Origin of the sequence: Streptantibioticus cattleyicolor NRRL 8057 = DSM 46488 (assembly GCF_000240165.1) — a bacterium.
Taxonomy (GTDB): Bacteria; Actinomycetota; Actinomycetes; order Streptomycetales; family Streptomycetaceae; genus Streptantibioticus; species Streptantibioticus cattleyicolor.
Genome location: NC_017585.1, coordinates 495,862 through 519,105 on the forward strand (window position 1 = coordinate 495,862; position 23,244 = coordinate 519,105).

The 23,244-nt window shown below is 74.1% G+C and carries 21 protein-coding genes; 4 read left to right on the top strand and 17 right to left on the bottom strand.

The features are described 5' to 3' along the window. Positions 1-133: 133 nt before the first annotated feature. From SCATT_RS29805 to SCATT_RS29855, 11 genes are all read right to left on the bottom strand, one after another. Positions 134-394: a hypothetical protein gene (locus tag SCATT_RS29805; RefSeq protein WP_014151680.1), complete on the bottom strand. Its 261-nt coding sequence runs from the start codon at positions 392-394 to the stop codon at positions 134-136. Positions 395-707: 313 nt separating this feature from the next. After that, complete coding sequence (locus tag SCATT_RS29810; protein ID WP_014626799.1) at positions 708-1,193, bottom strand: hypothetical protein; 486 nt, start codon at positions 1,191-1,193, stop codon at positions 708-710. After that, positions 1,180-1,635, bottom strand: coding sequence for a DUF5946 family protein (locus SCATT_RS39885; RefSeq protein WP_014626800.1), 456 nt, complete (start codon positions 1,633-1,635; stop codon positions 1,180-1,182). The genes SCATT_RS29810 and SCATT_RS39885 overlap by 14 nt, the downstream gene beginning before the upstream one ends. Positions 1,636-1,951: 316 nt before the next feature. After that, complete coding sequence (locus tag SCATT_RS29820; protein WP_014151677.1) at positions 1,952-2,236, bottom strand: antibiotic biosynthesis monooxygenase; 285 nt, start codon at positions 2,234-2,236, stop codon at positions 1,952-1,954. Positions 2,237-2,374: 138 nt separating this feature from the next. Further along, complete coding sequence (locus tag SCATT_RS29825; protein WP_014151676.1) at positions 2,375-3,868, bottom strand: MFS transporter; 1,494 nt, start codon at positions 3,866-3,868, stop codon at positions 2,375-2,377. Continuing rightward, positions 3,865-5,652, bottom strand: coding sequence for an IucA/IucC family protein (locus SCATT_RS29830; RefSeq protein ID WP_014151675.1), 1,788 nt, complete (start codon positions 5,650-5,652; stop codon positions 3,865-3,867). The genes SCATT_RS29825 and SCATT_RS29830 overlap by 4 nt, the downstream gene beginning before the upstream one ends. After that, positions 5,649-6,218 carry a GNAT family N-acetyltransferase gene (locus tag SCATT_RS29835; RefSeq protein ID WP_014151674.1) on the bottom strand — a complete coding sequence of 190 codons (570 nt, stop codon included), beginning with the start codon at positions 6,216-6,218 and terminating at the stop codon, positions 5,649-5,651. Before SCATT_RS29835 ends, SCATT_RS29830 begins: the two co-directional genes overlap by 4 nt. Next, the gene (locus SCATT_RS29840; protein ID WP_014151673.1) at positions 6,215-7,528 is read right to left on the bottom strand and encodes a lysine N(6)-hydroxylase/L-ornithine N(5)-oxygenase family protein; all 1,314 of its coding nucleotides are present in this window, start codon (positions 7,526-7,528) and stop codon (positions 6,215-6,217) included. Before SCATT_RS29840 ends, SCATT_RS29835 begins: the two co-directional genes overlap by 4 nt. A 29-nt stretch (positions 7,529-7,557) precedes the next feature. Then, a complete protein-coding gene (locus SCATT_RS29845; protein ID WP_322972900.1) occupies positions 7,558-9,087 on the bottom strand; it encodes a pyridoxal phosphate-dependent decarboxylase family protein in 1,530 nt (509 codons plus the stop codon). A gap of 166 nt (positions 9,088-9,253) precedes the next feature. Then, positions 9,254-10,111 carry a siderophore-interacting protein gene (locus SCATT_RS29850; RefSeq protein WP_014151671.1) on the bottom strand — a complete coding sequence of 286 codons (858 nt, stop codon included), beginning with the start codon at positions 10,109-10,111 and terminating at the stop codon, positions 9,254-9,256. Positions 10,112-10,143: 32 nt separating this feature from the next. After that, on the bottom strand, positions 10,144-11,172 hold the full coding sequence (locus SCATT_RS29855) for an ABC transporter substrate-binding protein (protein ID WP_014151670.1): 1,029 nt from the start codon (positions 11,170-11,172) through the stop codon (positions 10,144-10,146). A gap of 161 nt (positions 11,173-11,333) precedes the next feature. Between SCATT_RS29855 and SCATT_RS29860 the strand changes: the two genes are divergently transcribed. The 3 genes from SCATT_RS29860 to SCATT_RS29870 are packed head-to-tail and all read left to right on the top strand — an operon-like array spanning position 11,334 to position 14,367. Continuing rightward, positions 11,334-12,398: a FecCD family ABC transporter permease gene (locus tag SCATT_RS29860; RefSeq protein ID WP_014151669.1), complete on the top strand. Its 1,065-nt coding sequence runs from the start codon at positions 11,334-11,336 to the stop codon at positions 12,396-12,398. Continuing rightward, positions 12,395-13,483 (top strand): FecCD family ABC transporter permease, encoded by a 1,089-nt coding sequence (locus tag SCATT_RS29865; protein WP_014151668.1) that lies wholly within the window; start codon positions 12,395-12,397, stop codon positions 13,481-13,483. Before SCATT_RS29860 ends, SCATT_RS29865 begins: the two co-directional genes overlap by 4 nt. Before the next feature lie 44 nt (positions 13,484-13,527). After that, entirely contained in the window at positions 13,528-14,367 is an 840-nt protein-coding gene (locus SCATT_RS29870) for an ABC transporter ATP-binding protein (RefSeq protein ID WP_042507763.1), read from the top strand. Between the two features lie 7 nt (positions 14,368-14,374). On the opposite strand, the gene SCATT_RS29875 is transcribed toward SCATT_RS29870, so the two are convergent. The 6 genes from SCATT_RS29875 to SCATT_RS29900 form a co-directional block, all read right to left on the bottom strand. Further along, the gene (locus SCATT_RS29875) at positions 14,375-15,400 is read right to left on the bottom strand and encodes a YncE family protein (RefSeq protein WP_014151666.1); all 1,026 of its coding nucleotides are present in this window, start codon (positions 15,398-15,400) and stop codon (positions 14,375-14,377) included. After that, positions 15,397-16,098: a L,D-transpeptidase family protein gene (locus tag SCATT_RS29880; protein WP_014151665.1), complete on the bottom strand. Its 702-nt coding sequence runs from the start codon at positions 16,096-16,098 to the stop codon at positions 15,397-15,399. The genes SCATT_RS29875 and SCATT_RS29880 overlap by 4 nt, the downstream gene beginning before the upstream one ends. 38 nt (positions 16,099-16,136) lie before the next feature. Then, positions 16,137-17,066 carry an LLM class flavin-dependent oxidoreductase gene (locus SCATT_RS29885; RefSeq protein ID WP_014151664.1) on the bottom strand — a complete coding sequence of 310 codons (930 nt, stop codon included), beginning with the start codon at positions 17,064-17,066 and terminating at the stop codon, positions 16,137-16,139. A 64-nt stretch (positions 17,067-17,130) separates the two neighbouring features. After that, positions 17,131-18,984 (bottom strand): acyl-CoA dehydrogenase family protein, encoded by a 1,854-nt coding sequence (locus tag SCATT_RS29890; RefSeq protein WP_014151663.1) that lies wholly within the window; start codon positions 18,982-18,984, stop codon positions 17,131-17,133. After that, positions 18,974-20,029 carry an acyltransferase domain-containing protein gene (locus SCATT_RS29895; protein WP_014151662.1) on the bottom strand — a complete coding sequence of 352 codons (1,056 nt, stop codon included), beginning with the start codon at positions 20,027-20,029 and terminating at the stop codon, positions 18,974-18,976. Before SCATT_RS29895 ends, SCATT_RS29890 begins: the two co-directional genes overlap by 11 nt. A 31-nt stretch (positions 20,030-20,060) precedes the next feature. After that, positions 20,061-21,137: a 3-oxoacyl-ACP synthase III family protein gene (locus tag SCATT_RS29900; RefSeq protein ID WP_014151661.1), complete on the bottom strand. Its 1,077-nt coding sequence runs from the start codon at positions 21,135-21,137 to the stop codon at positions 20,061-20,063. Positions 21,138-21,823: 686 nt separating this feature from the next. Between SCATT_RS29900 and SCATT_RS29905 the strand changes: the two genes are divergently transcribed. Beyond that, a complete protein-coding gene (locus SCATT_RS29905; RefSeq protein WP_014151660.1) occupies positions 21,824-23,212 on the top strand; it encodes a class I adenylate-forming enzyme family protein in 1,389 nt (462 codons plus the stop codon). The last annotated feature ends 32 nt before the right edge of the window (positions 23,213-23,244 follow it).

The following is a 23,244-nucleotide window of genomic DNA, read 5'->3' on the forward strand; positions in this document are numbered from 1 at the left end:
ACTCCGTCGACGAAGGCGTGACGGCCCGCCCACGGTGGCTCGGAGGCACATGCTCCACCGCCCGGCCACTGACCTGGTTTCCATCGTGCGGTCCGCCTCCACCGGTGAAGCGCATTACCGGTGGAGGCGCTGATCACGACGACTGCGCCGCCGATTCACTGACCAAATCGTCGACCACCGCGACATCCACGTCGGCATCCCGCGCCAAGTCCTCGCGCGAGACGCCCGCCAGCGAAGCAGCGATCACCGCACGCCGCAGATCTTCCACACGAGCCACCAGACCGATCTCCGCGGCCTCTGCCGAGGCCGCGGCCAACGCTGCGCCCTGCTCGACCAACCGGTCCGCTGCTTCACGCACCGCACGGCGCGCATCCGCCATCCGCTTGTCGTTCACTGTGGCCTCCCGAGGAATGTGCCAGTGCTCAGCTGGCCGGGCCATACCCACGGGGGCTCGAAACAGCTCGGCTTCTGACCATCGGCCACGGCTAGGATCGCAGGCTTGGCGAGTCGCAGCAGGGAGACCACGCGGCAGCAGGTCCGAGCAGCTGAGCGGTTACGGCGAAATCAAAGGGCTACGGCGAAATCAAACGGCCATATAGCGCCGATTTCGCCGGCGAAGCGAGGGGGCGTCCGCCCGAGCGGATGCCCTTCTGTCGGCGGATGCGGGCGTTGACGGGGGCCTGGCCGACGAGGGAGTTTCGGGCGAGTCACGTGTCGAGTTGCGCGCGGATGAGCATGTCGAGTCGCCGCCAGGCAGGGGACGAGGCGTTGACGGTGCCCTGGATGAGGGCGGGGATCTCGGATGCGGCGTCCAGCTTGGGCAGTTCGTCGGGACCATAGCGTGCTCGGGTCGCTTCGGCGATCCGGCGGGCGATGTCGTTGATGCGGGGGTCGTCGGCGCCGAGGTCGTGCGCGTGGTCGTAATCGAGGAAGAGGCGCCGCGGCGCGGGGGCGGCCAGGGTCTCGTTCTGGTCGTGAAACAGTGTGCTCGCCTGGTCCGGGTGGGTGGCGAACACAAGGATCCACAGGTCGCGTTGCAGGTCCACCCAACGAGGGGTGAATCCCCAGCGCGCCAGGTGCTTCAGATGGGTGACGACCTCGGTGGGCAACGGTGCCAGCTGCCCGTCGGCGAGCTGGTGCAGGCGTCCTTGGGTTGCCCGCAGGTCGAAGTATCTTCGATCAGGTGCCGCCACTCCACGCGGCGACCGTTGCGGCGGCCCAAGCCTCGACGCGTTCCGTGAACTCCGCGGAGGGGAACGTCCCGTCGACGGCGACGTCTTGGATCGTGACGGAGAAATGAGATCGGGGCGCGTCCCGGTGCGGTGGCGCCGCGTCCGGGGTGACTCGGGAAGGATTGCCCTTCACACGGTGGGAGTTGCCGCGACGAGCTTGACCAACGAGCTGGTTCACTTGGTCGAGGCCGCCGTCGATGTACGCGCGCAGGAGTGCCCAAGCCATCGCGCCGTCGTCGGTGGGTAGCCGGCTGGGGTGTTGGAGCAGGAAGCAAGCGACCGAGACACCGTGCAGCGGACCCCACGGGGCCTGCCGCGAATGGTCCAATGCGAGCAAGGCGTGGAACAACTCGTCACAGGACCGCGGGTTCATCGGCGCACCGCACTCCGCGCAAGGTTCCATGCCTTCTCCTTGGTCCTCGAAGCACAGCCTAGTACTCCAGCCGAGACGTGATCTTGCCGGTGGGGCCGGCGCGGAGACGGGTGCGGCCACCGGTTCTTGCGCGGCAGGTCAAGCTGGTCTGCGTGGGGATCGCGTGGAGCGGGATGAATCCGACGGTCGCGGAGAGCGCGGAGGAACACGCGGCGCGGACGGCCCATCGGGGTGGGGGCGGAACCTCGACGACCCGATCCCCTGGGCGGTGGGGGGTGACTTCGGACATGGCCCTGTTCTCCTGGTGCGGCGGATGGCTGATTCCGAGCGGGTACCGTCTCCCCCGCTACCTGGACAGCAGGGTGAAGAACTCGCGGGGGCGGTGTTCGCGTTCATCGCGTTCGGTGATCACGCCGGAATCGCGGGCGGCGGCGAACGCCGCCTTCAGGGCCTCCGCGGACTCGAACCGGCCGGTTGTCACGACCGCTTCGCCGTCGGCCGTGACCCAGCATTCGGCCGTCAGGCAGGCCGGCCGGGTGCGCACGAACTCACAAGCCGTGCGCACTCGGCCGACGAACTCCTCGAAGTGCTCAGGTCCCGGGTAGTGGAAAGCAACGAAACCGACGGTCATGCCGTCGCCCCCCTCGTCTATACGGTGGCGTATAGCGCGAGACTAGCTCCACGTATACGGAGGCGTATAGATCGCGGCATGTGAGAGGGGGCACATCGGGTACGGCGGTCTGAAGCTCACAAGTCGCCAACGGAACGCTCACGTCCGGTCCGCCCGGTGCAGCAGCAGCGCGGCGACCGCTCCGCCGAGGAACACCGCGACGGCGCCGATCAGTTGGCTGGTGGCGATGCCGGAGGCGAAGGCGTGGGTGACGGCGGCGCGGTGGGGGGCGTCGTGGGCGGCGGCGAGGGCGGCGGGGAAGGAGGTGGACGGGCCGGGGGGTAGCAGGGCGGTGAACCGGGAGGCGAGGACGGCGCCGAGGACGGCGACCCCGAGGCCGTTGCCGAGTTCGGCGAGGGTGCCGTTGATGCCGGCGCCGACCCCGGCCCGTTCCGGCGGGATCGCCGACATCAGCGCCTCGGCCATCGCCGGGTTGGCCAGCGCGCAGCCGGCGCCCATCGTCACCAGCCCGGCGAACGGCAGCGCGTAGCCGTCCGTCCCGGAGAGCGCCACCAGCGCCACCCCGGCGGCCAGCAGGGTCATCCCCGCCGCGATCGCCGACGGGGCTCCGACGCGGCGGATGAGCCGGGCGCACACCCCGGTGAGGTTGAGCGCCACCACGGTCAGCGCGAGCGGCGCGGTGCGCAACCCGGCGGTCAGCGGACCGTATCCGCGGACGAACTGGAGGTCCTGGGTGAGCAGGAAGAGCGCGCCGCCCATCCCGAAGGTGACGAGGACGGTCCCGGCGACGGCACCGGTGAAGCGGCGGTCGCGGAAGAACCGTACGTCGAGCATGGGCGTGGCGGTACGCCTCTCCCAGCGGGCGAACACGGCGAGGGCGGCCACCGCGAGGGCGGCGGCGCCCAGGACGGGCGGGGCCGCCCAGCCGTCCCGGGGGCCGGAGACCACCGCGAAGACCAGCGCGGTCGTGCCGGTGACCGACAGCAGCGCGCCGGGCACGTCGGGGCGGGCGCCGACCGGGTTGCGTGACTCGGGGACCAGCAGGGCGACGGCCACCAGCGCGACCGCCACCACGGGCAGGTTGACCAGGAAGACCGCGCCCCACCGGAAGTGTTGCAGCAGCGCGCCGCCGATCAGCGGTCCGGAGGCGAAGCCGAGCGCGTTGACGGCGCTCCACACCCCGATGACCGCGGGGCGTTCCCGTTCCCCGAAGACCTGGAGGGCGACGGCGAGGGTGGTGGTCAGGATCAGCGCGCCGCCGACACCCATGCCGACCCGGGCGGCGATCAGCGCGCCCGCCGAGCCGGCGAACCCGGCCGCCGCCGACCCGGCGCCGAAGACCACCAGCCCCGCCGTGAGCATCCGGCGCCGCCCCCACCGGTCGGCCAGCGCGCCGGCGGTGAGCAGCAGCCCGGACTGCGCCAGGGCGTAGGCGCTCACCATCCACTGCACCGCCGCCGTGCCCGCGTGCAGCTGCCGGGTCAGCGAGGGGACGGCGACGTTGAGGACGGTGTTGTCGAGCACCACGGTCAGCTCGGCGAGGCAGACCACCGCGAGGATGGCCCACCGCGCCGGGTGCCGGTATTCGACGGCCGCCTCGGCGGCCCCGGTCGCCGTCGTCACCGCGGTCACCGCCGGGGCGCGTAGGGCGCGATGGGGTTGCGCAGGGTGCCGGCGAGCTGGAGGGCGCCGGACGGGTCCTGGAGGTCGACCATCTGCCGGTTGTCGCGCAGTTGGAGCCGGTTGAGGCAGGAGAGCGCGAACTCCTCGGCGAAGATGTCGTACCGGCGGAAGCGGTCGGCGAAGTGCGGTACGGATTCCTGGTAGTCGGTGACGCATTCGGCGACGCTGCGCCAGAACGCCTCCTCGTCCAGGACGCCCTCGGTGGCGAGGAGGGCGCCGAGGAAGCGGAGGAAGCAGTCGAAGACGTCGGTGAACAGGGAGAGGAGGCGCATGTCCTCGGGGACGTCGGCACGGATCCGCTCGACCTCGGGCGGCAGTACGGCGTCGGGGTCCATCACCGCGATCTCCTCGGCGATGTCCTTGAAGACGGCGCGTTGCACGGCGCCGTCCCGGAGCACCAGGATGACGTTCTCGCCGTGCGGCATGAACACCAGGTCGTAGGCGTAGAAGCTGTGCAGCAGCGGGGTGAGGTAGGCGTCGAGGTAGCGGCGCAGCCATTGCCGGGGCGGCAGGCCGGAGCGGGTGATCAGGGCGCCGGCGAAGGAGCGGCCCTGCCGGTCGGTGTGGAGCAGCGAGGCCATGGTGGCCAGGGTCTCGCCGTCCTCCAGGGCGGGCACCGGGCTCTCCCGCCACAGCGCGGCGAGCATCTTGCGGTAGGGGGAGCCGGGGTCGGTGGCGGCCTCGTAGCCGCGGTTGCGGTAGCCGACGGCGGCGCGTTCCCGGATGACGGTGAGCCTGGTGGACGCCAGCACCTGGTCGTTGTCGATCAGCCGGGCGAGCCAGTCGTTGATGGCCGGGGTGGCCTCCATGTAGGCGGCGGACAGTCCGCGCATGAAGCCCATGTTGAGGACCGACAGCGCGGTCTTGACGTAGTGCTTGGCGGGGTCGGTGGTGTTGAAGAAGGTGCGGATCGACTGCTGGGCGAGGTATGCGTCGTCGCCCTCGCCCAGGCACACCAGGCGGCGTTCGGCGATCTCGGCGGCGAACGTCACCGACAGCTTGTTCCACCACTGCCAGGGGTGGACGGGGATGAGCACGTGGTCGGCGAGGTCGAGGCCGAGGCCGGCCAGGGTGGCGGCGAACCGGGCCAGGGTGCCGTCGCCGAGTTCGGCGCGCATCAGGGTGTCGTGGTCGAGGCCCGCTCCGGCGGTGAAGGTGGCGTGGTCGCGGTGGGCGGCGAGCCAGATCAGCCGTACCGGGCCGGCGGCCTCGGGGGCGTAGGCGCGGTATTCGTCGACGCCGAAGCCGAGGCGGCCGTTGTTGGCCACGAAGCAGGGGTGGCCCTCGGTCATCGAGGTCTCGATCGCCTGGAAGCCGGCGGTGACCAGTTCCGCGGCGCTCGTCTCCGGCTTGGTCAGCTTGTAGGCGGCGCCGGCCAGGGTGGAGGCGATCTCCTCCAGGTAGACCGGCAGGATCTCGTCGGACAGGCCGAGGTGGTGGCGCAGTTCGGTGACGAACGCGGCGGCGTCCAGCGGGAGTTGGCCGTGGTCGCGGTGGTGGCGGGTGATGGTCGCCGGGTCGATGTGCCAGTGGTCGAGGGTGAGCACCTCGGCGGCGAAGCGGTACTCCACCGCCTCGTCGTCGGCGCGGACCACGTACCGTCCGGCGCCGAGCGGTTCGGGGCGCAGCAGCCGCTCGTGGGAGAACTCGGCGAGCGCCTTGCGGATCAGGGCGCGGGTCGCGCGGGCCCAGGTGTCGGGGGTGAGGTGGGCGACGGCGTCCTGGGGGTTCATCGGGTGACTCCTCGGGTGGCCAGGAACTGGTCACGGGTGCAGATGCTCAGCAGGGCGTCCTTCTCCGGCTTGTGGACGGTTGCCACGGGCCGGAAGCCGACGGCCGCGTTGAGGGCGTGGACGGCGGTGTTGCGTACGTCGGGTTCGACCACCACCCGGCGGGCGGCCGGGTCGGTGAAGAGGAACTCCATGACGGTGGTGATCACGGCGCGGGTGAAGCCGGGCAGCGGGTGGTCGGTGGGGGCGCACAGGAAGTGCATGCCGACGTCGCCGGGGCGGGCGTCGTAGAGCCCGGTGAGTTCCACCCGGGCCGGGTCGTACCGTTCCACCAGGAAGGCGGGGGTGCCCTGGTGGAGGCCGAGGAAGGCGTCGTGGTGGGGGTGGTCGGCGATGGCGGTGTACTCCAGGGCGACCCGGTCGACGTCGGCGTCCTGCATCATCCAGAAGACGGCCTTCGGGTGGGTGACCCAGCGGTGCAGCAGCGGGGCGTCGGCGTGCGGGTCGAGCGGGCGCAGCGCGAAGGCGCCGAGCCGGTCGTCGTGGCGGGTGAAGACGGTTGCGGTCACGCCTCCGCCACCTCCTCGGCGCCGGCCGGCACGCCGAACTCCTGGAAGGCGATGGCCTTTTCCACCGGGTAGTGCTCGCGGCCGAGCATCTCGCGGATGATGACGGAGTTGCGGTACGGGCCCATGCCCAGGTCGGGTGAGGTGACGCTGTGCGCGTGGCTCGCGGCGTTCTGCAGGAAGACACCGCGCCCGGTGGTGTCGATGCTGTAGTTGCGGGCCACCTCGAAGCGGCCCTGGCCGTCCCAGCGGAGGCGGTCGCGTACCGGGGCGAGGAAGTCGGGGACGTGGTAGCGGTAGCCGGTGGCGAAGACCAGGCCCTCGGTGGTGAGCGAGAAGTCGCGGTCCTGTTCCTCGTGGTGGAGGCGGAGCGTGTAGGAGGCGGCCCGTTCGTCGTAACGGGCGCCGGTGAGCGCGGTGTTGGTGAGCAGCCGGGTGTCCACCGGGCCGGCCGCGCTCTTCTGGTACAGCAGGTCGTAGATGGCGTTGATCAGTTCGGCGTCGATGCCCTTGTAGAGCCCCTTCTGACCGGCTTCGAGGCGGTAGCGGGTGGCCTCGGGGAGGGCGTGGAAGTAGTCGACGTACTCCGGGGAGGTCATCTCCAGGGTGAGCTTGGTGTATTCCAGCGGGAAGAACCGCGGGGAGCGGGTGACCCAGGTGAGCTGGTAGCCGTGGGTGTCGATGTCCTGGAGGAGGTCGTGGTAGATCTCGGCGGCGCTCTGTCCGCTGCCGACGACGGTGATGGACTTCTTGCGCTGGAGCGCGGGTTTGGCGCTCAGGTAGCCGGAGTTGTGGACGGCGTCGCCGGGCAGTTCGGCGCAGCCGGCGGGTATGTACGGCGGGGTGCCGGTGCCGAGCACGAGGTGGCGGGCGTGGTATTCGGCGTCCTGGGTGCGTATCCGGTAGTGGCCGGTGGCCGGGTCGTGGTCGACGCGGGTGACGGTCTGGCCGAAGCGCACGTTGCGCAGCCGGGCGGCGGCCCAGCGGCAGTAGGCGTTGTACTCGGTGCGCAGCGGGTAGAAGACCTCGCGGATGTAGAAGGGGTAGAGCCGGCCGGTCTCCTTCAGGTAGTTGAGGAAGGAGTACGGCGAGGTGGGGTCGGCGAGGGTGACCAGGTCGGCCATGAACGGGGTCTGCAGGGTGCTGCTGTCGAGCAGCATGTCGGGGTGCCAGGCGAAGTCGGGCTTGCTCTCCAGGAAGAGCCCGTCCAGCTCCTCGATGGGCTCGGTCAGGCAGGCGAGGCCGAGGTTGAAGGGGCCGAGTCCGACGGCGACGAAGTCGTGGACGTGCGGGTTGTCTGCGGTGGTGGACACAGGGGTTCTCCGGTGCGGGGAGGGTGGGGTCAGCGGGCGAGGGAGCCGGTGAGTTCGCCGTGGTGGCGTGTGGTGGCGCTCTGCTCGGCCAGGTGGGCTTCGGCGTGGCCGGCGATCAGGTCGAGCACCGTGGCGATGTCGTGCAGTGTCGTGTGCGGGTTGAGCAGGGTGAACTTCAGGTGGTGGCGGCCGTCGACGACGGTGCCGGCCACGATGGCCTCGCCGGAGGCGAAGAGGGCGTCGCGGGCGTGGAGGTTGGCCCGGTCGACGGTGGCGTCGTCGTGGTCGCCGGAGGGCAGGTAGCGGAAGACCAGGGTGCTCAGCTGGGGCCGGGTGACCACCTCGTAGCGGGGGTCGGCGGCCAGCAGTCGCCAGGCGTCGGCGGCCCGGCCGACCACCTCGTCGAAGAGGTCGCCGATCGCGTCGGCGCCCATCACGCGCAGGGTGAGCCAGAGTTTGAGGGCGTCGAACCGGCGGGTGGTCTGGAGTGACTTGTCGACCTGGTTGGGGATGCGGCGCTTCGCCATCCGGGCCGGGTTGAGGTAGTCGGCGTGGTAGGTGGCGTGCCGCAGGGTGGCGCGGTCCCGGACGAGCACGGCGCTGGAACTGACCGGCTGGAAGAAGGACTTGTGGAAGTCGACGGTGACCGAGTCGGCGCGTTCGACGCCGTCGAGCAGGTGGCGGCGGGTGCGGGAGACCAGCAGGCCGCAGCCGTAGGCGGCGTCGACGTGGAACCAGGCCCCGTACCGGGCGCACAGGTCGGCGATCCGCGGGAGCGGGTCGATGGAGCCGAAGTCGGTGGTGCCGGCGGTGGCGACGACGGCCATCGGCACCAGGTCCCGCTCGGCGCAGCGGCGCAGTTCGCGGGCGAGGGCGTCGGGGCGCATGCGGCGGTCGGCGTCGCACTCCACCTCGATCACCGAGTCCTCGCCGAGGCCGAGGAGTTTGGCCGACTTGCGGACGCTGAAGTGACCGCAGGCGGAGGCGAGGATACGCAGCCGGCCGGGTTCGGCGCCCGCCTCCTCGCGGGCGAGCAGCAGGGCGTGCAGGTTGGACTGGGTGCCGCCGCTGGTGAAGACGCCGTCGGCGTGCGGGCCCAGGCCGATGCGTTCGGCGGTCCAGTCGATCAGCCGGCGTTCGATCAGGGTGCCGCCGGCGCTCTGGTCCCAGGTGTCCAGCGAGGAGTTGACGGCGGACAGGACGGCCTCGCCGAGGACGGCGGGGATGACCACCGGGCAGTTGAGGTGGGCGAGGTAGCGGGGGTGGTGGAAGTAGACGGCGTCGCGGAGGTAGACGTCCTCCAGCTCGTCGAGGGCGGCGGTGGTGTCGCCGAGGGGGCGGTCGAGGTCGATGGCGGCGACCTCGGGGGTGAGCGCCTCGGGTGAGATCCCGGTGAACGGCCGCCCGGTGGTGGCGAACCGCTCGGCGAGGCGGGTGACGCCTTCGGTGAGCGAACGCCGGTAGCGCTCGGCCGTCTGGTCGCCCAGCAGGTGGCTCCTGCTGTCGGCGGCGGTCGCCGCTCCGTCGGGTGCCGACTCGATGAGGTCTGCCTGCGAAATCAATGCCTGTCCTCCCGGTTGCGCGATCCGCAAGATCACGGTGACTTAGGTTAGCCTAACCTAACTTCCCTTGCAGGTCGGACGGGGGGTACCCGCCGGGGACGGACCGGCCGCCGGTACGCCGAGGGCCCCGCGGCAAACTGCTCGCGGGGCCCTTCGGATGTGGTCAGGCGCGGTCTCGGGCGGCGCCGGAGAGCGCCTCGGCCCGCAGGTCCTCCTCGGTGGCACCACGCCGCCAGTAACCGCTGAACGTCACCCGGCGGCGGTGGAAACCGCGTTCACCCACGAGATGCCGGCGCACCCCGCGCACCGCCCCGGACTCCCCCGCGATCCACGCGTAGGGGGCGCCGGAGGGCAGGTGTGCCGAACGCACGGCGTCCAGCAGCAGGTCGCAGCGGGGCGCCGGGGCGCTCTCGCGCACCAGCCAGCTGACGGTGGCGTCCGCCCGGGTGGCCAGGTCGCGTACGTCACCGGCGTGCGGCACCTCGATCCACACCCGGGCCCGGGTACCGGCCGGCAGCCAGTCGAGGATCCCGGCGACCGCCGGCAACGCGGTCTCGTCGGCCGCGATCAGCACCCAGTCGGTGCCCTCGGGCGGCCGGAAGCCGACGCTCTTGTTCTCCGGGTCCGCCGGGCCCAGCAGCTTGACCCGGTCACCGGGGCGGGCCCGTCCCGCCCACCGCGAGGCCGGCCCGAGGTCCCCGTGGAGCGCGAACTCCACGTCCACCTCGCCCTGTTCACGGCGTTGCTCGCGCACCGTGTACGAACGCATCACCCCGCGCTCCGCCGGGTCCATCGCCCGCCAGCGCGCGAACCAGCCGGTGCCCGCGTCGGTGGGGACCACCGGGTGGCTCTGCCCGGGATGGGGCAGGAAGAGCGAGAAGCTCTGGTCGCGCCCGCCACTGGCGAACTGGTCCAACTGCGCGCCGCCGAAGGTGACGCGGACCATGGAGGGCCCCAGGCGCGCGCTGCGCACCACGTGCGCGTCGAAGAACCGGAACGGGGCTGCGGTGGCGGTGGTCATGCGGATCTCCTCCCGGAGCGTGGTGGGGAAGGTCAGCCGGCCTTCTTGGCCTGCCGGATCGACGCGGCCAGGGACTCCAGCAGCGGCGCGGCCCCGGCGTAGGAGAAGCGGGGCACCGCGTCCCAGCGGGCCACCTGGCCGGCCTTGACGGCGGGCAGCTTCGACCAGGCGGGCTTGGCCGCCAGGTCCTTGGGCTGCAAGGCGGTGGAACGGTCGTCGAGCAGGATCAGGTCCGCGTGGTACTTGTCGGCGTTCTCCCAGCTCAGGCTCTCGAAGTAGCCGCCCTTGTCGAGCTTTTGGGGCACCACGAAGTCGACGCCGAGCTGGCGGAAGTACATCAGGTCGGTGTTGACCGCGGGGTTGGAGACGTAGAACAGGTCGGTGCTGCCGGAGGCGGCCATCACCTTCAGGCCGCCGTTGGCCTTGGCCGCCTTGCGCACCGACTCGGCCGCCGCCTCGAACCGCCGCTTGTCGTCGGTGACCTGTCTGGCCGTCAGGTCCGCGCCGAGCGACCGGGCGAGCGCGGCGTACCGCTCGATGGGCCGGGTCATCGGCACCCGGGCGGTGGTGACGGCGACGCTGGGCGCCAGCTTGAGGATCTGGGCGCTGCTCTGGGCCGGCACGTACCACAGCGCGCCGGGGTCGTACATGTGGGTCACCAGCAGGTCCGGGCGGAGCGCCGCGTACTTCTCGACGTTGAACTCGCCGTAGACGTTGCCGAGGATCCGCACCTTGTGCACATCCAGGTGGCCGGCCTGCGGGTCGGGGGCGCCGTTCTTGCCGACCGTCTCGCCGAAGACACCGACGAGCTGGTCGCGCACGCCGAAGTCCCACAGCGCGGCGGCGGTGCCGGTGTAGGCGACGATCCGGCGCGGGGTGCTCCCGGCGGTCACCTTGGTGCCGCGGTCGTCGGTGAACGACCAGGCGCCGCCCTTGCCGGACTCGGTCCGCCCCGAACCGCCGCCGCTGCCGCAGGCGGTGAGCAGCGCGCCGAGACCGACGGCACCGCCCACGGCCAGCAGTCCCCGGCGGGAGGGGTTGACGGTTTCGGCGTGGAGCATGGAACTGCCTTCTCTCGTACGTGACGGACCGGGACCCGGGCATGCCGGGGCCGGCGGAACCCGGGTGACCGGGCCCGGGACCGGGTCGTGTGGTTAGGTTAACCTAACCAAAGTTGTTGTCGAGCGGCCGGGAGCGCCATTCCGGCCCGACCGGAGCCCCTATGCCTTTGACCACGTCACCGCAGGCCCGCCGGGACGCACCGGCGGTCGCGCCGGCCTCCCGGCGGTCCCCCGGCGGCCGGGCCGCGCCACGCGCCGCCGGGCTGCTGGGCGCACTGCTCCTCCTGCTCGCCGTCCTGGTCCTCAGCATCGCGGTCGGCGCCCGGCAGCTCACGCCGGCCGAGGTGTGGCACGGGCTCTTCGACGCCGGCTCGCCGGGTTACACCGTGGTGCACCAGATGCGGCTGCCCAGAACGCTGTTGGGGCTGCTCGCCGGGTTGGCGCTGGGGCTGGCCGGCGGGGTGATGCAGGCGCTGACCCGCAACCCGCTGGCCGACCCGGGGCTGCTGGGCATCAACGCCGGCGCCTCGGCGGCCGTCGCCTCGGCGATCTGCTTCGCCGGGGTGAGCACCTTCGGCGGTTACGTGTGGTTCGCCTTCGCGGGCGCCGCGGTGGTCTCGGTGCTGGTGTACGCGGTGGGCGGCGGCCGGGCGGCGACCCCGGCCCGGCTGGCGCTGGGCGGAGCCGCGCTCAACGCCGCGCTCTACAGCTACGTCAACGCGGTGATGGTGCTCAGCGCCGCCTCGCTGGACCGGATGCGGTTCTGGACGGTGGGCTCGCTGGCCGGTGCCACCATGACCACGGTGACCCGGCTGGCGCCCTTCGTCGTCGCCGGTCTGCTGCTGACGCTCGCGCTGGCCAGGCCGCTCAACGCCCTTGCGCTGGGCGACGATTCGGCCCGGGCGCTGGGGGCCCGTCCGCAGCGGGTACGCGCCGCCGCCATCGTCGCGGTGACGCTGCTGTGCGGTGCGGCCACCGCGGCCTGCGGGCCGATCGTCTTCGTCGGCCTGATCGTGCCGCACCTGGTGCGCGCGCTCACCGGACCCGACCAGCGCTGGCTGCTGCCGTACTGCGCGGTGCTCTCCCCGGTGCTCTTCCTCGGCGCCGACGTCGTCGGCCGGGTGGTCGCCCGCCCCGGTGAGCTGGAGGTCGGCATCGTCACCGCGGTGCTGGGCGGCCCGGTCTTCCTCTTCTTCGTGACGCGGCGGAAGGTGGCGCGGGCATGAGCGCGGTACGGCAGGCGGAGGCGGTGCGGCCGGCCGGGGTCACGGTGCGCGGGGTACGCGTGCTGCGGGGCGCGGGCGGCCGGTCGGTGCGGTTCCGGCCGCGTACGGTGGCGGTGGCCGCCGGTTGCGTGGTGCTGGCGCTGGTGGCGGCGGTGGGCGCCATCGGCAGCGGTGACTTCCCGATGTCCCCGGCGGACGTGCTGCGGACCCTGGCCGGGAACGGCGGGCCGGCCGAGACGTTCGTCGTGGACCAGGTGCGGCTGCCCCGGGTGGTGGCCGCGTTGCTGGTGGGCGCGGCGCTGGCGCTGGCCGGCGCGGTCTTCCAGGCGGTGGTGCGCAACCCGCTGGGCAGCCCGGACATCCTCGGCTTCACCCAGGGCGCCGCGGCCGGGGCGCTCACCGTGATCGTGGTGGTCGGCGGTGGCAGCCTGGCGCTGGCCGGCGGCGCGGTGGCCGGCGGGGCCGCCACCGGTCTGGTCGTCTACGCGCTGACGGCCCGTCACGGACTGCAGGGCTACCGGCTGGTGCTGGTCGGCATCGGCGTCGCCGCCTTCCTCACCGGCGTCAACGGCTATCTGCTGACCCGGGCGAAGATCCAGGAGGCGCAGCGCGCGGTGCTGTGGCTCACCGGCAGCCTGGACGGCCGTGGCTGGGCCGAGGCGCTGCCGTTGCTGGCGGTGCTGGCGGTGCTCGTCCCCGTGGTGGTGCTCGGCTGCGGACGGGGCCTGCGGATGCTGGAGATGGGCGACGACGCGGCGCGGGCGCTGGGGGTGCGGGCGACCCGGCTGCGGGTGGTGCTGCTGGCGGCGGCCGTGCTGCTGTCGTCGGTGGCCGCGGCGACCGCCGGCCCGGTGGCCTTCGTCGCGCTGACCGCCCCGCAGCTCGCCCGCCGGCTCACCCGGGCGCCCGGGCCCAACCTGGTGCCCTCGCTCTGCCTGGGCGCCGCGATGCTGGTCATCGCCGACCTGGTGGCCCAGCGCGCGGTCGCCGGCCACCAGCTCCCGGTGGGCGTCGTCACCGGCATCCTCGGCGGCGGCTACCTGATCTGGCTGCTCGCCACCGAACGCAGGGCGGGCCGGATATGACCGCCGCCACCCCCCGTACCACCGACGAGAACGGAGCATCCGACATGGGCGACGGCCCGGCACCGGCACCGCTGACCGACGCGGCACGGCTGAGGGGTGACGGCCTCACCCTCGCCTACGAACGGCGGACCATCGCCGAAGGGCTCGACGTCGCCGTCCCCGACCGGTCCTTCACGGTCGTGGTGGGCCCCAACGCCTGTGGGAAATCGACCCTGTTGCGGGCGCTGTCCCGGATGCTCAAGCCCGCCTCCGGCACCGTGCTGCTGGACGGCGCGGACATCCACTCGCTCCCGGCCAAGCAGGTCGCCCGCACCCTCGGGCTGCTCCCGCAGTCGTCCATCGCCCCGGACGGCATCACCGTCGCCGACCTCGTGGCGCGCGGGCGCTATCCGCACCAGTCGTTGCTGCGGCAGTGGTCCGAGGAGGACGAGCGGGTGGTCGCCGAGTCGATGGCGGCCACCGGGGTCCACCCCCTCGCCGACCGCGCGGTGGACGAACTCTCCGGCGGCCAGCGGCAACGCGTCTGGATCGCCATGGCCCTCGCCCAGCAGACCCCGCTGCTGCTGCTGGACGAACCCACCACCTACCTCGACATCGCCCACCAGATCGAGGTGCTCGACCTGTGCGCCCGCCTCCACCAGGAGCAGGGCCGCACGCTCGTCGCCGTCCTCCACGACCTCAACCAGGCGGCCCGCTACGCCACCCATCTGATCGCCATGCGCGACGGCCGGGTGGTCGCCGAGGGGCCGCCCTCCCAGGTGGTCACCGCCGAACTCGTCCAGGAGGTCTTCGGGCTGCCCTGCCGGGTCATCGACGACCCCGAGTCCGGCACCCCGCTGGTGATCCCGGCGGCCCGGGGCCGGGAGCGGGCGGCGGCGGGGTGAGCCCGGCTCAGCCCCCGGCGGGCAGGTACGCCAGGCCGTGGGCGCCGCCCTCGCCACCGTGGGCGACGCGGAGTTCGCCGACGACGGCGGGGCCGGCCAGGTCGACCACGGTGACGGTGGAGGAGAGCACGCAGGAGACGTAGGCGGTGGTGGCGTCCGGCGAGGAGGTGATGGTGAGCGGGAACCGTCCGACGGGGACCCGGCCGAGGAGTTCGAGGGTGCCGGGCGCGTGGACGCCGAGCACCCCGGCGGCCTCGGCGCCGTCGGCCCGGCGTTTCTCCGCCACCAGGAGGGTGCCGTCGGCGGTGGTGTGCACCGGCACGACGAACCCCTCGGTCTCCAGGATCCGCCGGACGCACCCGGTGGCGGTGTCGATCACGCGCACCCCGCGCGTTGCGGTGCCGGCCGGGTTGGCGTCGGGCGCGGCGGCGTACAGTTCGCGGCCGTCGGGTGAGACGGCGATGCCCTCGCTGCCGGGGACGCCGATGCGTCCGACGAGGGTACGGGAGTCGAGGTCGACCACGGACAGGTGGCGGGCCTCCTTGTTGGCGGCGTAGCCGTGGCGGCCGTCGGGGGTGATGACGAACCAGTGCGGGCCCGGCGCCATGGTGTCGATACGGCCGACGGTCTCGCGGGTGGCGGTGTCGACGACCAGGACGCCGCCCGGGGCGTGGTCGCGTTCCTCGACGCTGACGTAGAGCAGGCCGCGCCGCCGGTCCAGGGCGAGCCCGTGCGGGGCGTGTTCCGGTGCGACGTCGATGACGTCCGTCACCTCGCGGGAGGCGGTGTCGATCACCGCGATCTCGTGTGCCGGGCCGGAGTTGGCGCGGTAGTAGCCGGAGCGGTAGGTGATGGCGCAGTAGAGCACGCCCCGGTCGGGGTCGTGGCACAGCTCGTGCGGTTGCGCGGGGGTCCGCACGGTGGCCACCGGTTGGTGGGTCACGGCGTCGAAGAAGGTGACGGCGGCCCCGCTCTGGCTGACGACGGCGAGCAGGTCGTGGTCGGTGTGCATCCGGTTCCCTTCGGTGGTCATCCGATGGCGATCACCGGATGCCGGGCCGGATCGATCCAGCGCAGGACCCGGGTCAGCACGCCCGCCGGTACGGCGACGCAGCCCGCGGTCGGGCCGGCCTGCGGGCCGAGGTCGTGCAGGAAGATCCCGGCGCCCCGGCCGGGGACCACGGGGGCGGTGTTGTAGTCGACGACGAGGGCGTGGTGGTACGGGACGGGGTGGGCGGCGAGGTGTTCGCTGCCGTGCTCTCCCGCCTCGGTGAGCGGGAAGCCGCCGTACCGTTCGTCACGCATCCGGTTGTACCAGCGGGAGTCGGGGTCCTCCACCCACCAGTCGTGCGGGGTGACGTGGTGGTAGGGCAGCGCGGTGCCGGGGTCGGGGCCGACGCCGAAGGCCCGGGTGACGGGGTAGGTGCCCGTCGGGGTGGTGCGGCTGCCCTGCCGCCGGGTGGCGCCGTCGGTCACCCCGTGCGCGCCGACCCTGGCGTGCGTGGTGGTCAGCACCCGGTGCCAGCCGGAGCCGTCCGCGCTCCAGGCGGTGACGGTGGCGTACGAGCCACGGGCCCGCACGGTGATCACCTGGGTCGCCCGGCCGACGGCCACCGGCACCGGGAACGGCCGGGCCGGCGGCGGGGCCCCGGCCGCCGTCGCGGCGACCGCCGCCATGACGAGCGCCGCGCGCACGGTGGCGTACCGGCGCCGGCGGATGGTGAACGCCATGCCTCCTGGTTACCCCGGAGCGGCGCCGCCCTATCGCCTCAGGCGGTGGCGGTGAGGTGGGCCAGCACCCGGTCGGCCGCGTCGAGGTGGGGCGCGCGGACCACGTACCGGGTGATGCCCCAGCGGCGGCGGTGGCCTTCGAGGGCGGCGGCGATCTCCTCGACGGTGCCCAGCCACACGTAGGGGACGGCGAGGATCTCCTCCGCCGTGGTGCCCAGTTCCCCGGCGAGCCGCTGGGCGGCGGCCCCGGCGTCGTCGGTGACCTCGACGACCTGGACGAGCGCTTCCAGGGCGGGGGCGGACGACCGGCCGACGGCGCCCTGCCCGACGAGTTCCACCTGGCGGTCGATCTCGGCCCGGCGCCAGCGCACATCGTGGTTGTACCCGTCCGGCAGGGTGCGCCCGAGGCCGCTGAGCCCGACCACGTCGGCGTGGCGGCCGGCCCAGCGCAGCAGCGTGGAGTTGCCGCCGCCGAAGGTGAACGGCACCGGCTGCCGTACCGGGCGCGGGGCGGTCAGCGTGGCCTGGTGCGCGTGCACGTCGGGGCCGGTGAGGGTGACCGTGGCGCCCGCGAGGAGGTCGCGGCAGGCCTCGGCGACCGCGGTGAAGCGGCGTACCCGCCCGGCGACGTCGGGCCGCCGGCCGCCGGTCATGGCCCACTCGGCCGGGGTGTGGCCGGCCCCCAGCGCCAGCCGGGCGCGCCCGGCGGAGACCACGTCCAGCGTGGCCACGTCGGAGGCGAGCAGCAGCGGTTCGCGGATCCCGGCGTGCGAGACGTACGAGCCGAGTTCGAGCCGGGTGGTCACCGAGGCGGCTGCGGCGAGGGCGACGAACGGGGAGGCCACGGCGCCGGGGTGGTCGGCGGCGAGCAGCGCCTCGTACCCGGCGGCCTCCACCCGGCGGGCCAGCTCCGTCCAGGAGGCGGCGTCCTGCGGCTGGGCCTGTACCGACACGCGGGGGATCTCCATGGCCGGAATCTACGGTCCCGCGGGGCCGGACCGCCAGCGGGTTCCGCGCCGGGCGAACACCTCGTCAGCCGCACGGCACGCGCACCGCGTCCCACAGCGCCCCCGCGTAGTCGGGGGCGACCAGCGGCACCGGGCGTTCGGGCACCGGGGTGGTCAACCCCGCGCGCAGCAGCGGGAGATGGGGCAGCAGCGCTTCGCAGAGCCGGTCGGCGGTCTCCGGCAGCGAACGCAGCGTGCGGGGCGGCAGGACACCGGTCGCGACGAGGGCACCGGCGTGCCGCTGGGCCTGGGCGACGCCGAAGAGAGCGGCCAACGGGCGTAGCGCGGCGCGCAGTTCGGGGCTGGTGAGGTGGTCGGTGGTGTCGTGGACGCAGCGGGCGAGCATGGTGGCGGCGGTGGCCTCGCCGAGGTCGCGGGCGCGGGGCAGCAGCGGGTTCCACAGGTCGGCCCCGGTGCGGCCGTCGGCCTGGTGGGCGGTGACCGCGTGCCGGAGTTCGGCGGCGAGCCGCTGTTCGTGGGCGCGGGCGGTGCGCAGCCACCAGGTGTGGGCGTCGGGGACGGTGGGGTGGCCGGCGCCGGGCTCGGCCGGTGCGGGAGGCTGCGGTGCCGGGTCCGGTGCGGTCAGCGCGGCGCGGCCGGCGTCGAGGAAGATGAGCTGGTTGTCGCCGCCGGCCACGGTGAAGGCGCGGGCGGCGCCGTGGTAGCCGGCCAGCCGGTTGAGGTCGAGGAAGCCGGCCAGGCCGCAGTGGCGGCGGCAGACCGCGGCCACCCGGGCGGCCCCCTCCGTCGCCAGCGCCTTGAACAGCGCGAGGGAGCGGTCGACGGCCACCCAGGGCGAGAACGCGGCGGCCGGTGACGGGGCGCCGCCTTCTCCGGTGCCGCCGTGCGCGGTGGCCGGCCACACGTCGAGGGCGGCCTCGGCGGCGCAGGTGAGGGCGTACGACTCGGCCAGGGCGCCGAACAGCGCGCGTTGCTGGGTGCGCCGGGCCAGCAGCGGGGTGCCGGGCACCGGGCCGCCACGGCTGCTCCGGCCGCCGCTGAACCGCAGCGCGGAGACCGCGCACTCCCGGGCCATCGCCGCCATCGCCGCCGGCACCGTCGCCCACAGCCGCTGCCCCACCGACATGGTGCGCCGCAGCCGTGCGTCGGGCGAGCCGAGCGGATCGTGCAGGCGGCCGACCGGGTCGAGCCACGCCCGGTCCGACAGCCAGCGCTCGGCCGGGACGCGTACGCCGCGGAACCGGATCAGGGCGTACTCCAGCGGCAGCGCGCTCACTTGCAGGGGCCCGGAGATCTCGACGCCGGGGGCGGGTCCGTCGGTGCCGGTGAGGTCGACCAGGAACGGGAAGGCGCCGCGGTCCGCGCCGTCCACCACGGTCCGGGCGATCACCACCGCCAGGACGCGCACCCCGTGCGGGGTGACGCTGGAGAACTTGGCGGCGGCGGCGTCGGGCGTGGTGAGGACGAACTCCCGGCGCTCCGCGTCGTACACCGCCGTGGTGCGCACCCCGAGGTGGCTGCCGGCCCTGCCGATCTCGGTGACCAGGTAGACGCCCTTGGCGGCGCCCTCCTGGAGCGCGGTGACGCAGGACTGGAGCGGTGCGGCGGCGCCGAACTCGGTCACCGAACCGAGGCAGAGCACGTAGTGGTTGACGAGCGCCATGTACACCGCCGGGTCGACGACCGCCGCCCACGCCTGGACGTCGGCCAGCCGGTGCGGATCGGCCAGCAGCGCCCCGGCGGGCGGCAGTCGGGGCGCCAGCCGCAGCAACGCGGCCTGGGCGCGCCCGCCGTGGCGGACGGCGCACGGCGGGTCGGCGCTGAGCGCGGCGAGCGTCTCGGTGCGGAGCGCGGGGTCGCAGCCGACGTGGGCGAGGGCGGCGAGTTCGGCGCGGGCGGCGGTGAGTTCAGGGGTCACGGGGCACCTTCTGGGGGTCGGCCGGCGCGGGCCGGAGGACGGCGGAGGGTTCTTCCCACGGGTGGGGGACGGCGGCCAGCGCCGCGCGGGCCACGGCGTCCCGGCCGGTGAGCACCCGGCGCGCGCTGCCGGTCAGCGCCTCTCCGGTGCCGGCCTCCAGGATCACCGCCGGGCCCCCGCCGACCGCCTGCCGCAGCGCCACCGGCAGCCGGGCGACCCGGATCAGCCCCTGGGCGAGCGCCTGGTGCACGTCCTCGTCCGGGCGGTAGGGGCGGCCGAGGACCGAGGAGTGGACGGGGAAGCGGGCGGGGTGCGCGGGCAGGCCGCGGATGCCGTCGGCGAACGTCTCGGCCTCGTCGGCGAGTTGGGGGTGGTGGCACAGGAACGGCAGCCGCAGCCGCTCGACGCGCAGGCCCCGCGCGGCGGCGAGGTGTTCGGCGCGGGCGACGGCCGGCGCGGGTCCGCCCAGGACGACCTGGCGGTCGTCGTTGACGCAGGCCAGGGCGAGGTCGGTGCGGCCGGTCGCGGTGATCAGCGCGTGCGCCCGGGTCTCGGCGTCCTGCGCGCCGTCGCCGCCGGTCTCCAGCAGCAGCAGCGCGCCGGGGTGGCGGTGAAGCGCCCGCGCGGCGCGGCAGGCGATCCGGGCGCCGTCGGCCAGCGAGAACATCCCGGCCGCGGTGCACGCCGGGATGTCTCCGAAGCTCATCCCCACCGCCCGCCCGGCCGGCAGCCCGCCGGCGGTGAGCGCGCCGTGCACCGCCATGGCGGCGACGAACAGGGCGTACTGGACGGTACCCGGCTCCTCCCCGGCCAGGTCGCGCAGGCTCGGCGGGCGGGCGCCGAGCAGCCGCGGGGCGAGCGGCGCGATCCCGTTCTCGGCCGCCACCGGATCGGTGCGGGCGGCCACCGCGCGCAGCGCCGCCCGCAGCACGGGCTGGGTGCGCAGCGCCCGTACCAGCGGGGTGAGCGCGAAGTCCCCCTGGCCCGGGAAGGCGTGCACCACCAGGCGCCGGCCGGGGGCGGACGCGGCGGGTGCTCGGCTCATGGCGGCTCCGGTCAGGGTCGATGCGGTGGGGTCAGGCGAGGTTGGCGCAGGGCCGGGGGCGGGCGCGGTGCGCGGCGCCGGGCGCGGTGCGGATGGCGGAGGCGCCGGTCCAGCGCAGCAGCGCGGTGCCCCAGGTGACGCCGCCGCCGAAGGCGACGAAGAGCACCAGGTCGCCGGGGTTGAGCCGGCCGTCGGCGACCGCGGTGGCCAGGCCGTAGGGGATGCTGGCGGCGCCGATGTTGCCCACCTCGTCGCCGACGATGACCAGTTGGCGCGGGGTGATCCCGGCGGCGTGGGCGACCCGTTGCAGCAGTACGGGGTTGGGCTGGTGGGTGATGACCACGGCGATGTCGGCGAGGGTGAGGTGGTGGCGGCGGAGCGCGTCGGCGACGATGCGCGGGAAGATGTCCACGATGAAGTCGCGCACCCCGGGGCCGTTCATGGTCACCTTGTGCCCGCGGCTCTCCAGCGTGGTCAGGCTGGCTGGGTGGCGGCTGCCGCCGGCCGGGATCAGCGCGTGGTCGGCGAGTTCCCCGTTGGAGCCGAGCGCGAACCCCAGGAAGCCGCCGTCCTCCGGCACCGGGCCGAAGACGGTGGCGGCGGCGCCGTCGGCGAAGAGCACGGCGGTGGCCCGGTCGGACAGGTCGAGGAACTTGGAGTACGCCTCGACGCCGACGACCGCCGCGTACCGGGGGCGGTCGTCCAGCGCGAGCCAGTCGTGCGCCACCTTGGCCGCGAACAGCCAGCCGGAGCAGGCGGCGGTGACATCGAGGGCGACCGCGTCCCGGGCCCGTACGTGGGCCTGGACCCGGCACGCGGTCGAGGGGCCCAGCTCGTCCGGGGTGGAGGTGGCGACGACGAGCAGGCCGATGCGGTCCAGGTCGAGGTCGGCGGCGCCGGCGGCGGACTTCACGGCGGCGGCGGCCAGGTCGGAGGCGGCCTCCTCGGGGGCGGCGACGTGGCGTCCGCGCACCCCGGTGCGGCGGGTGATCCAGTCCGGGGTGACCCCGGCGGTGGCCGCGATGTCCTCGTTGGTGCGCCGGCGGGCGGGCAGGTAGGAGCCCACCCCGACGATCCCGATACGCCTGCGTGGGGCGGCAGTTGTCATGGGCGAACGCCTCCTGTGCGGTGGACGTATGTCCGGCGGTCACCCGGCCGGGCCCGCGGAGGGGCATATGCCGGGAGGGTGGCCGTTCACCGTTGTCGCACAGGCCACACGCCGCTGGGTAGGCGCGCGGGGGTCGAGTGGGGCTCGCGTGGTGACGGGCACGCGCCCGCGGTCACGCCAACGGCGCGAAGGCGGGCGGCCACCGGTGCGCGGCTCGGGCCCGCGCGCCGGTCTGCCTACCCGCTCCCCTTTACAGGCCGCCGCGCCACGGGCTTAAGGTGAAGACCGCGTCAGCGCCGTGCCAACGGCGATCACGCTGACCGTACCGGGCCACGACACCGTGCTCAGGCACCCGCACGCCGAGCACCGCCGGCCGGCCGCGCCGGCTCCGCCTTCCGTGCCCGTCCTCAGTGCCGCACGGGCACCTCCGCCGGTCCGGCGATCACGCCTTTCTTCCGCCACGTCGCAGCAGCATCCGCCGCGAGGAGCGATCCACCATGCCCGACGGTGCCTTCAGGACGCCCCCCGGCGGCGGGCGCGGGCCGGTGACCCGGGCGCCCGGCCGGCCCCGGGGTGCCCGTACCCCCGGCCGCGCCGTCCGAAGACCGCCCCGGGCACGTCCGGCGGGGTGGCCCGCGCCGCCTCGGCGTCCGTTCCGGCGCGTCCGTCCCGAGAGGCAGGTCACCTTGAGCACCACCCGTTGCGTCACCCCCGTGCCCACCGAGGAGCGGGCCGCGGAGTACCTGGACACCCTGGTCCGGGTGGACGGCCAGGGGCCGGTCCGGCGGCCCCGGTTCGCCGAGGTCCGGCGGGCGCTGGCCGCGTCGGGGGTGGCGGAGGGGCACGCGGTGCTGATCTGCGTGGCCGACGCGCACACCCGGCTCACCGCCTTCCTCGCCGCCCACTACCTCGGTCTGGTCCCGGCGTTGCTGCCGCCGGGGTGGGCCGAGCACCGGCTGCGTCCGGTGTGCGACGCGCTGGGCGCCGCCGCGGTGGTCTGCGCCGGACCGGGGCCGTCCGGGGTGACGGTGCGCAGGTCCGGTACGCCACGGCTCCAGCCGTACGAGGCGGGGCAGGCGGTGCTGCTGACCTCGGGCACCTCGGGGCCGGCCGGCGGCTGTCTGCACCGCGTCGCCTCGCTCTTCGTCAACGCCCGCCGGCACGCGGCGGCGATCGGGCTGCGCCCGACGGACACCGTGCTGGTCAGCCTCCCGCTGCACTACTCCTTCGCGCTGGTCGCCCAGGCGCTGGCGGGGGTGGCCACCGGTGCGCGACTGGTGCTCGGTGGGCCGCCGTTCACCCCGGCCGGCTACCTGGACTCGCTCACCCGGCACGACGTCACGGTCTCCTCGCTCTCCCCGTCCCTGGTCCGCGCGCTGCTCGGTGAGGACCGCCGGCCGCCGCGCTCGCTGCGGGTGCTGACCGTGGGCGGGGACGTGCTGGAGGCCACCCGGGTACGGGAGTTGCGCCGCCGGCACCCGGAGGGCGAGCTGTATCTGACGTACGGGCTGACGGAGGCGGGCCCACGGGTCTCCACGCTGGCCGTGCACCGGGAGCCGGAGAGCAGGTACACCTCGGTGGGCCGGCCGCTCCCCGGCGTGGTCACCACAGTGCGGGACGTGGCGCCGGACGGCTCCGGCGAGTTGCTGGTGACCACCGGCACCGCGATGGTCCGCCGGGTCGGCCACCCCGGCACCGCGCGGCGCGACCTGGTGGGGCCGCACACGGTGGCCACCGGTGACGTCTTCCGGCGGGATCCGGAAGGCTTCCTGTTCTTCTGCGGACGGCTGTCGGACTTCGTGGTGGCCGGCGGCGACCGGCTCTCGCTGCGCTGGGTACGGGAGTTGGTCGGCGCCCTGCCCGGGGTGCTGCACGTACGCACCGAGCTGGTGCGCGGGCCGCTGGGCCGGGGCGGTCTGGTACGGCAGCGGTACCGGCTGCACGTGGTGGCCCGGGACGTCACCCCGCGGCTGCGGGAGCTGGTGCGGCGCCGGCTGAAGGAAGTGCTGCTGCGCGTGGAGTTCCCGTGCGACGTGGTCTTCTCCGAGCAGAACGCCGCCGAGTTCGCCAAGTGACCGCCCCGTCCCGTCCCCCCGCGACCGTCGCC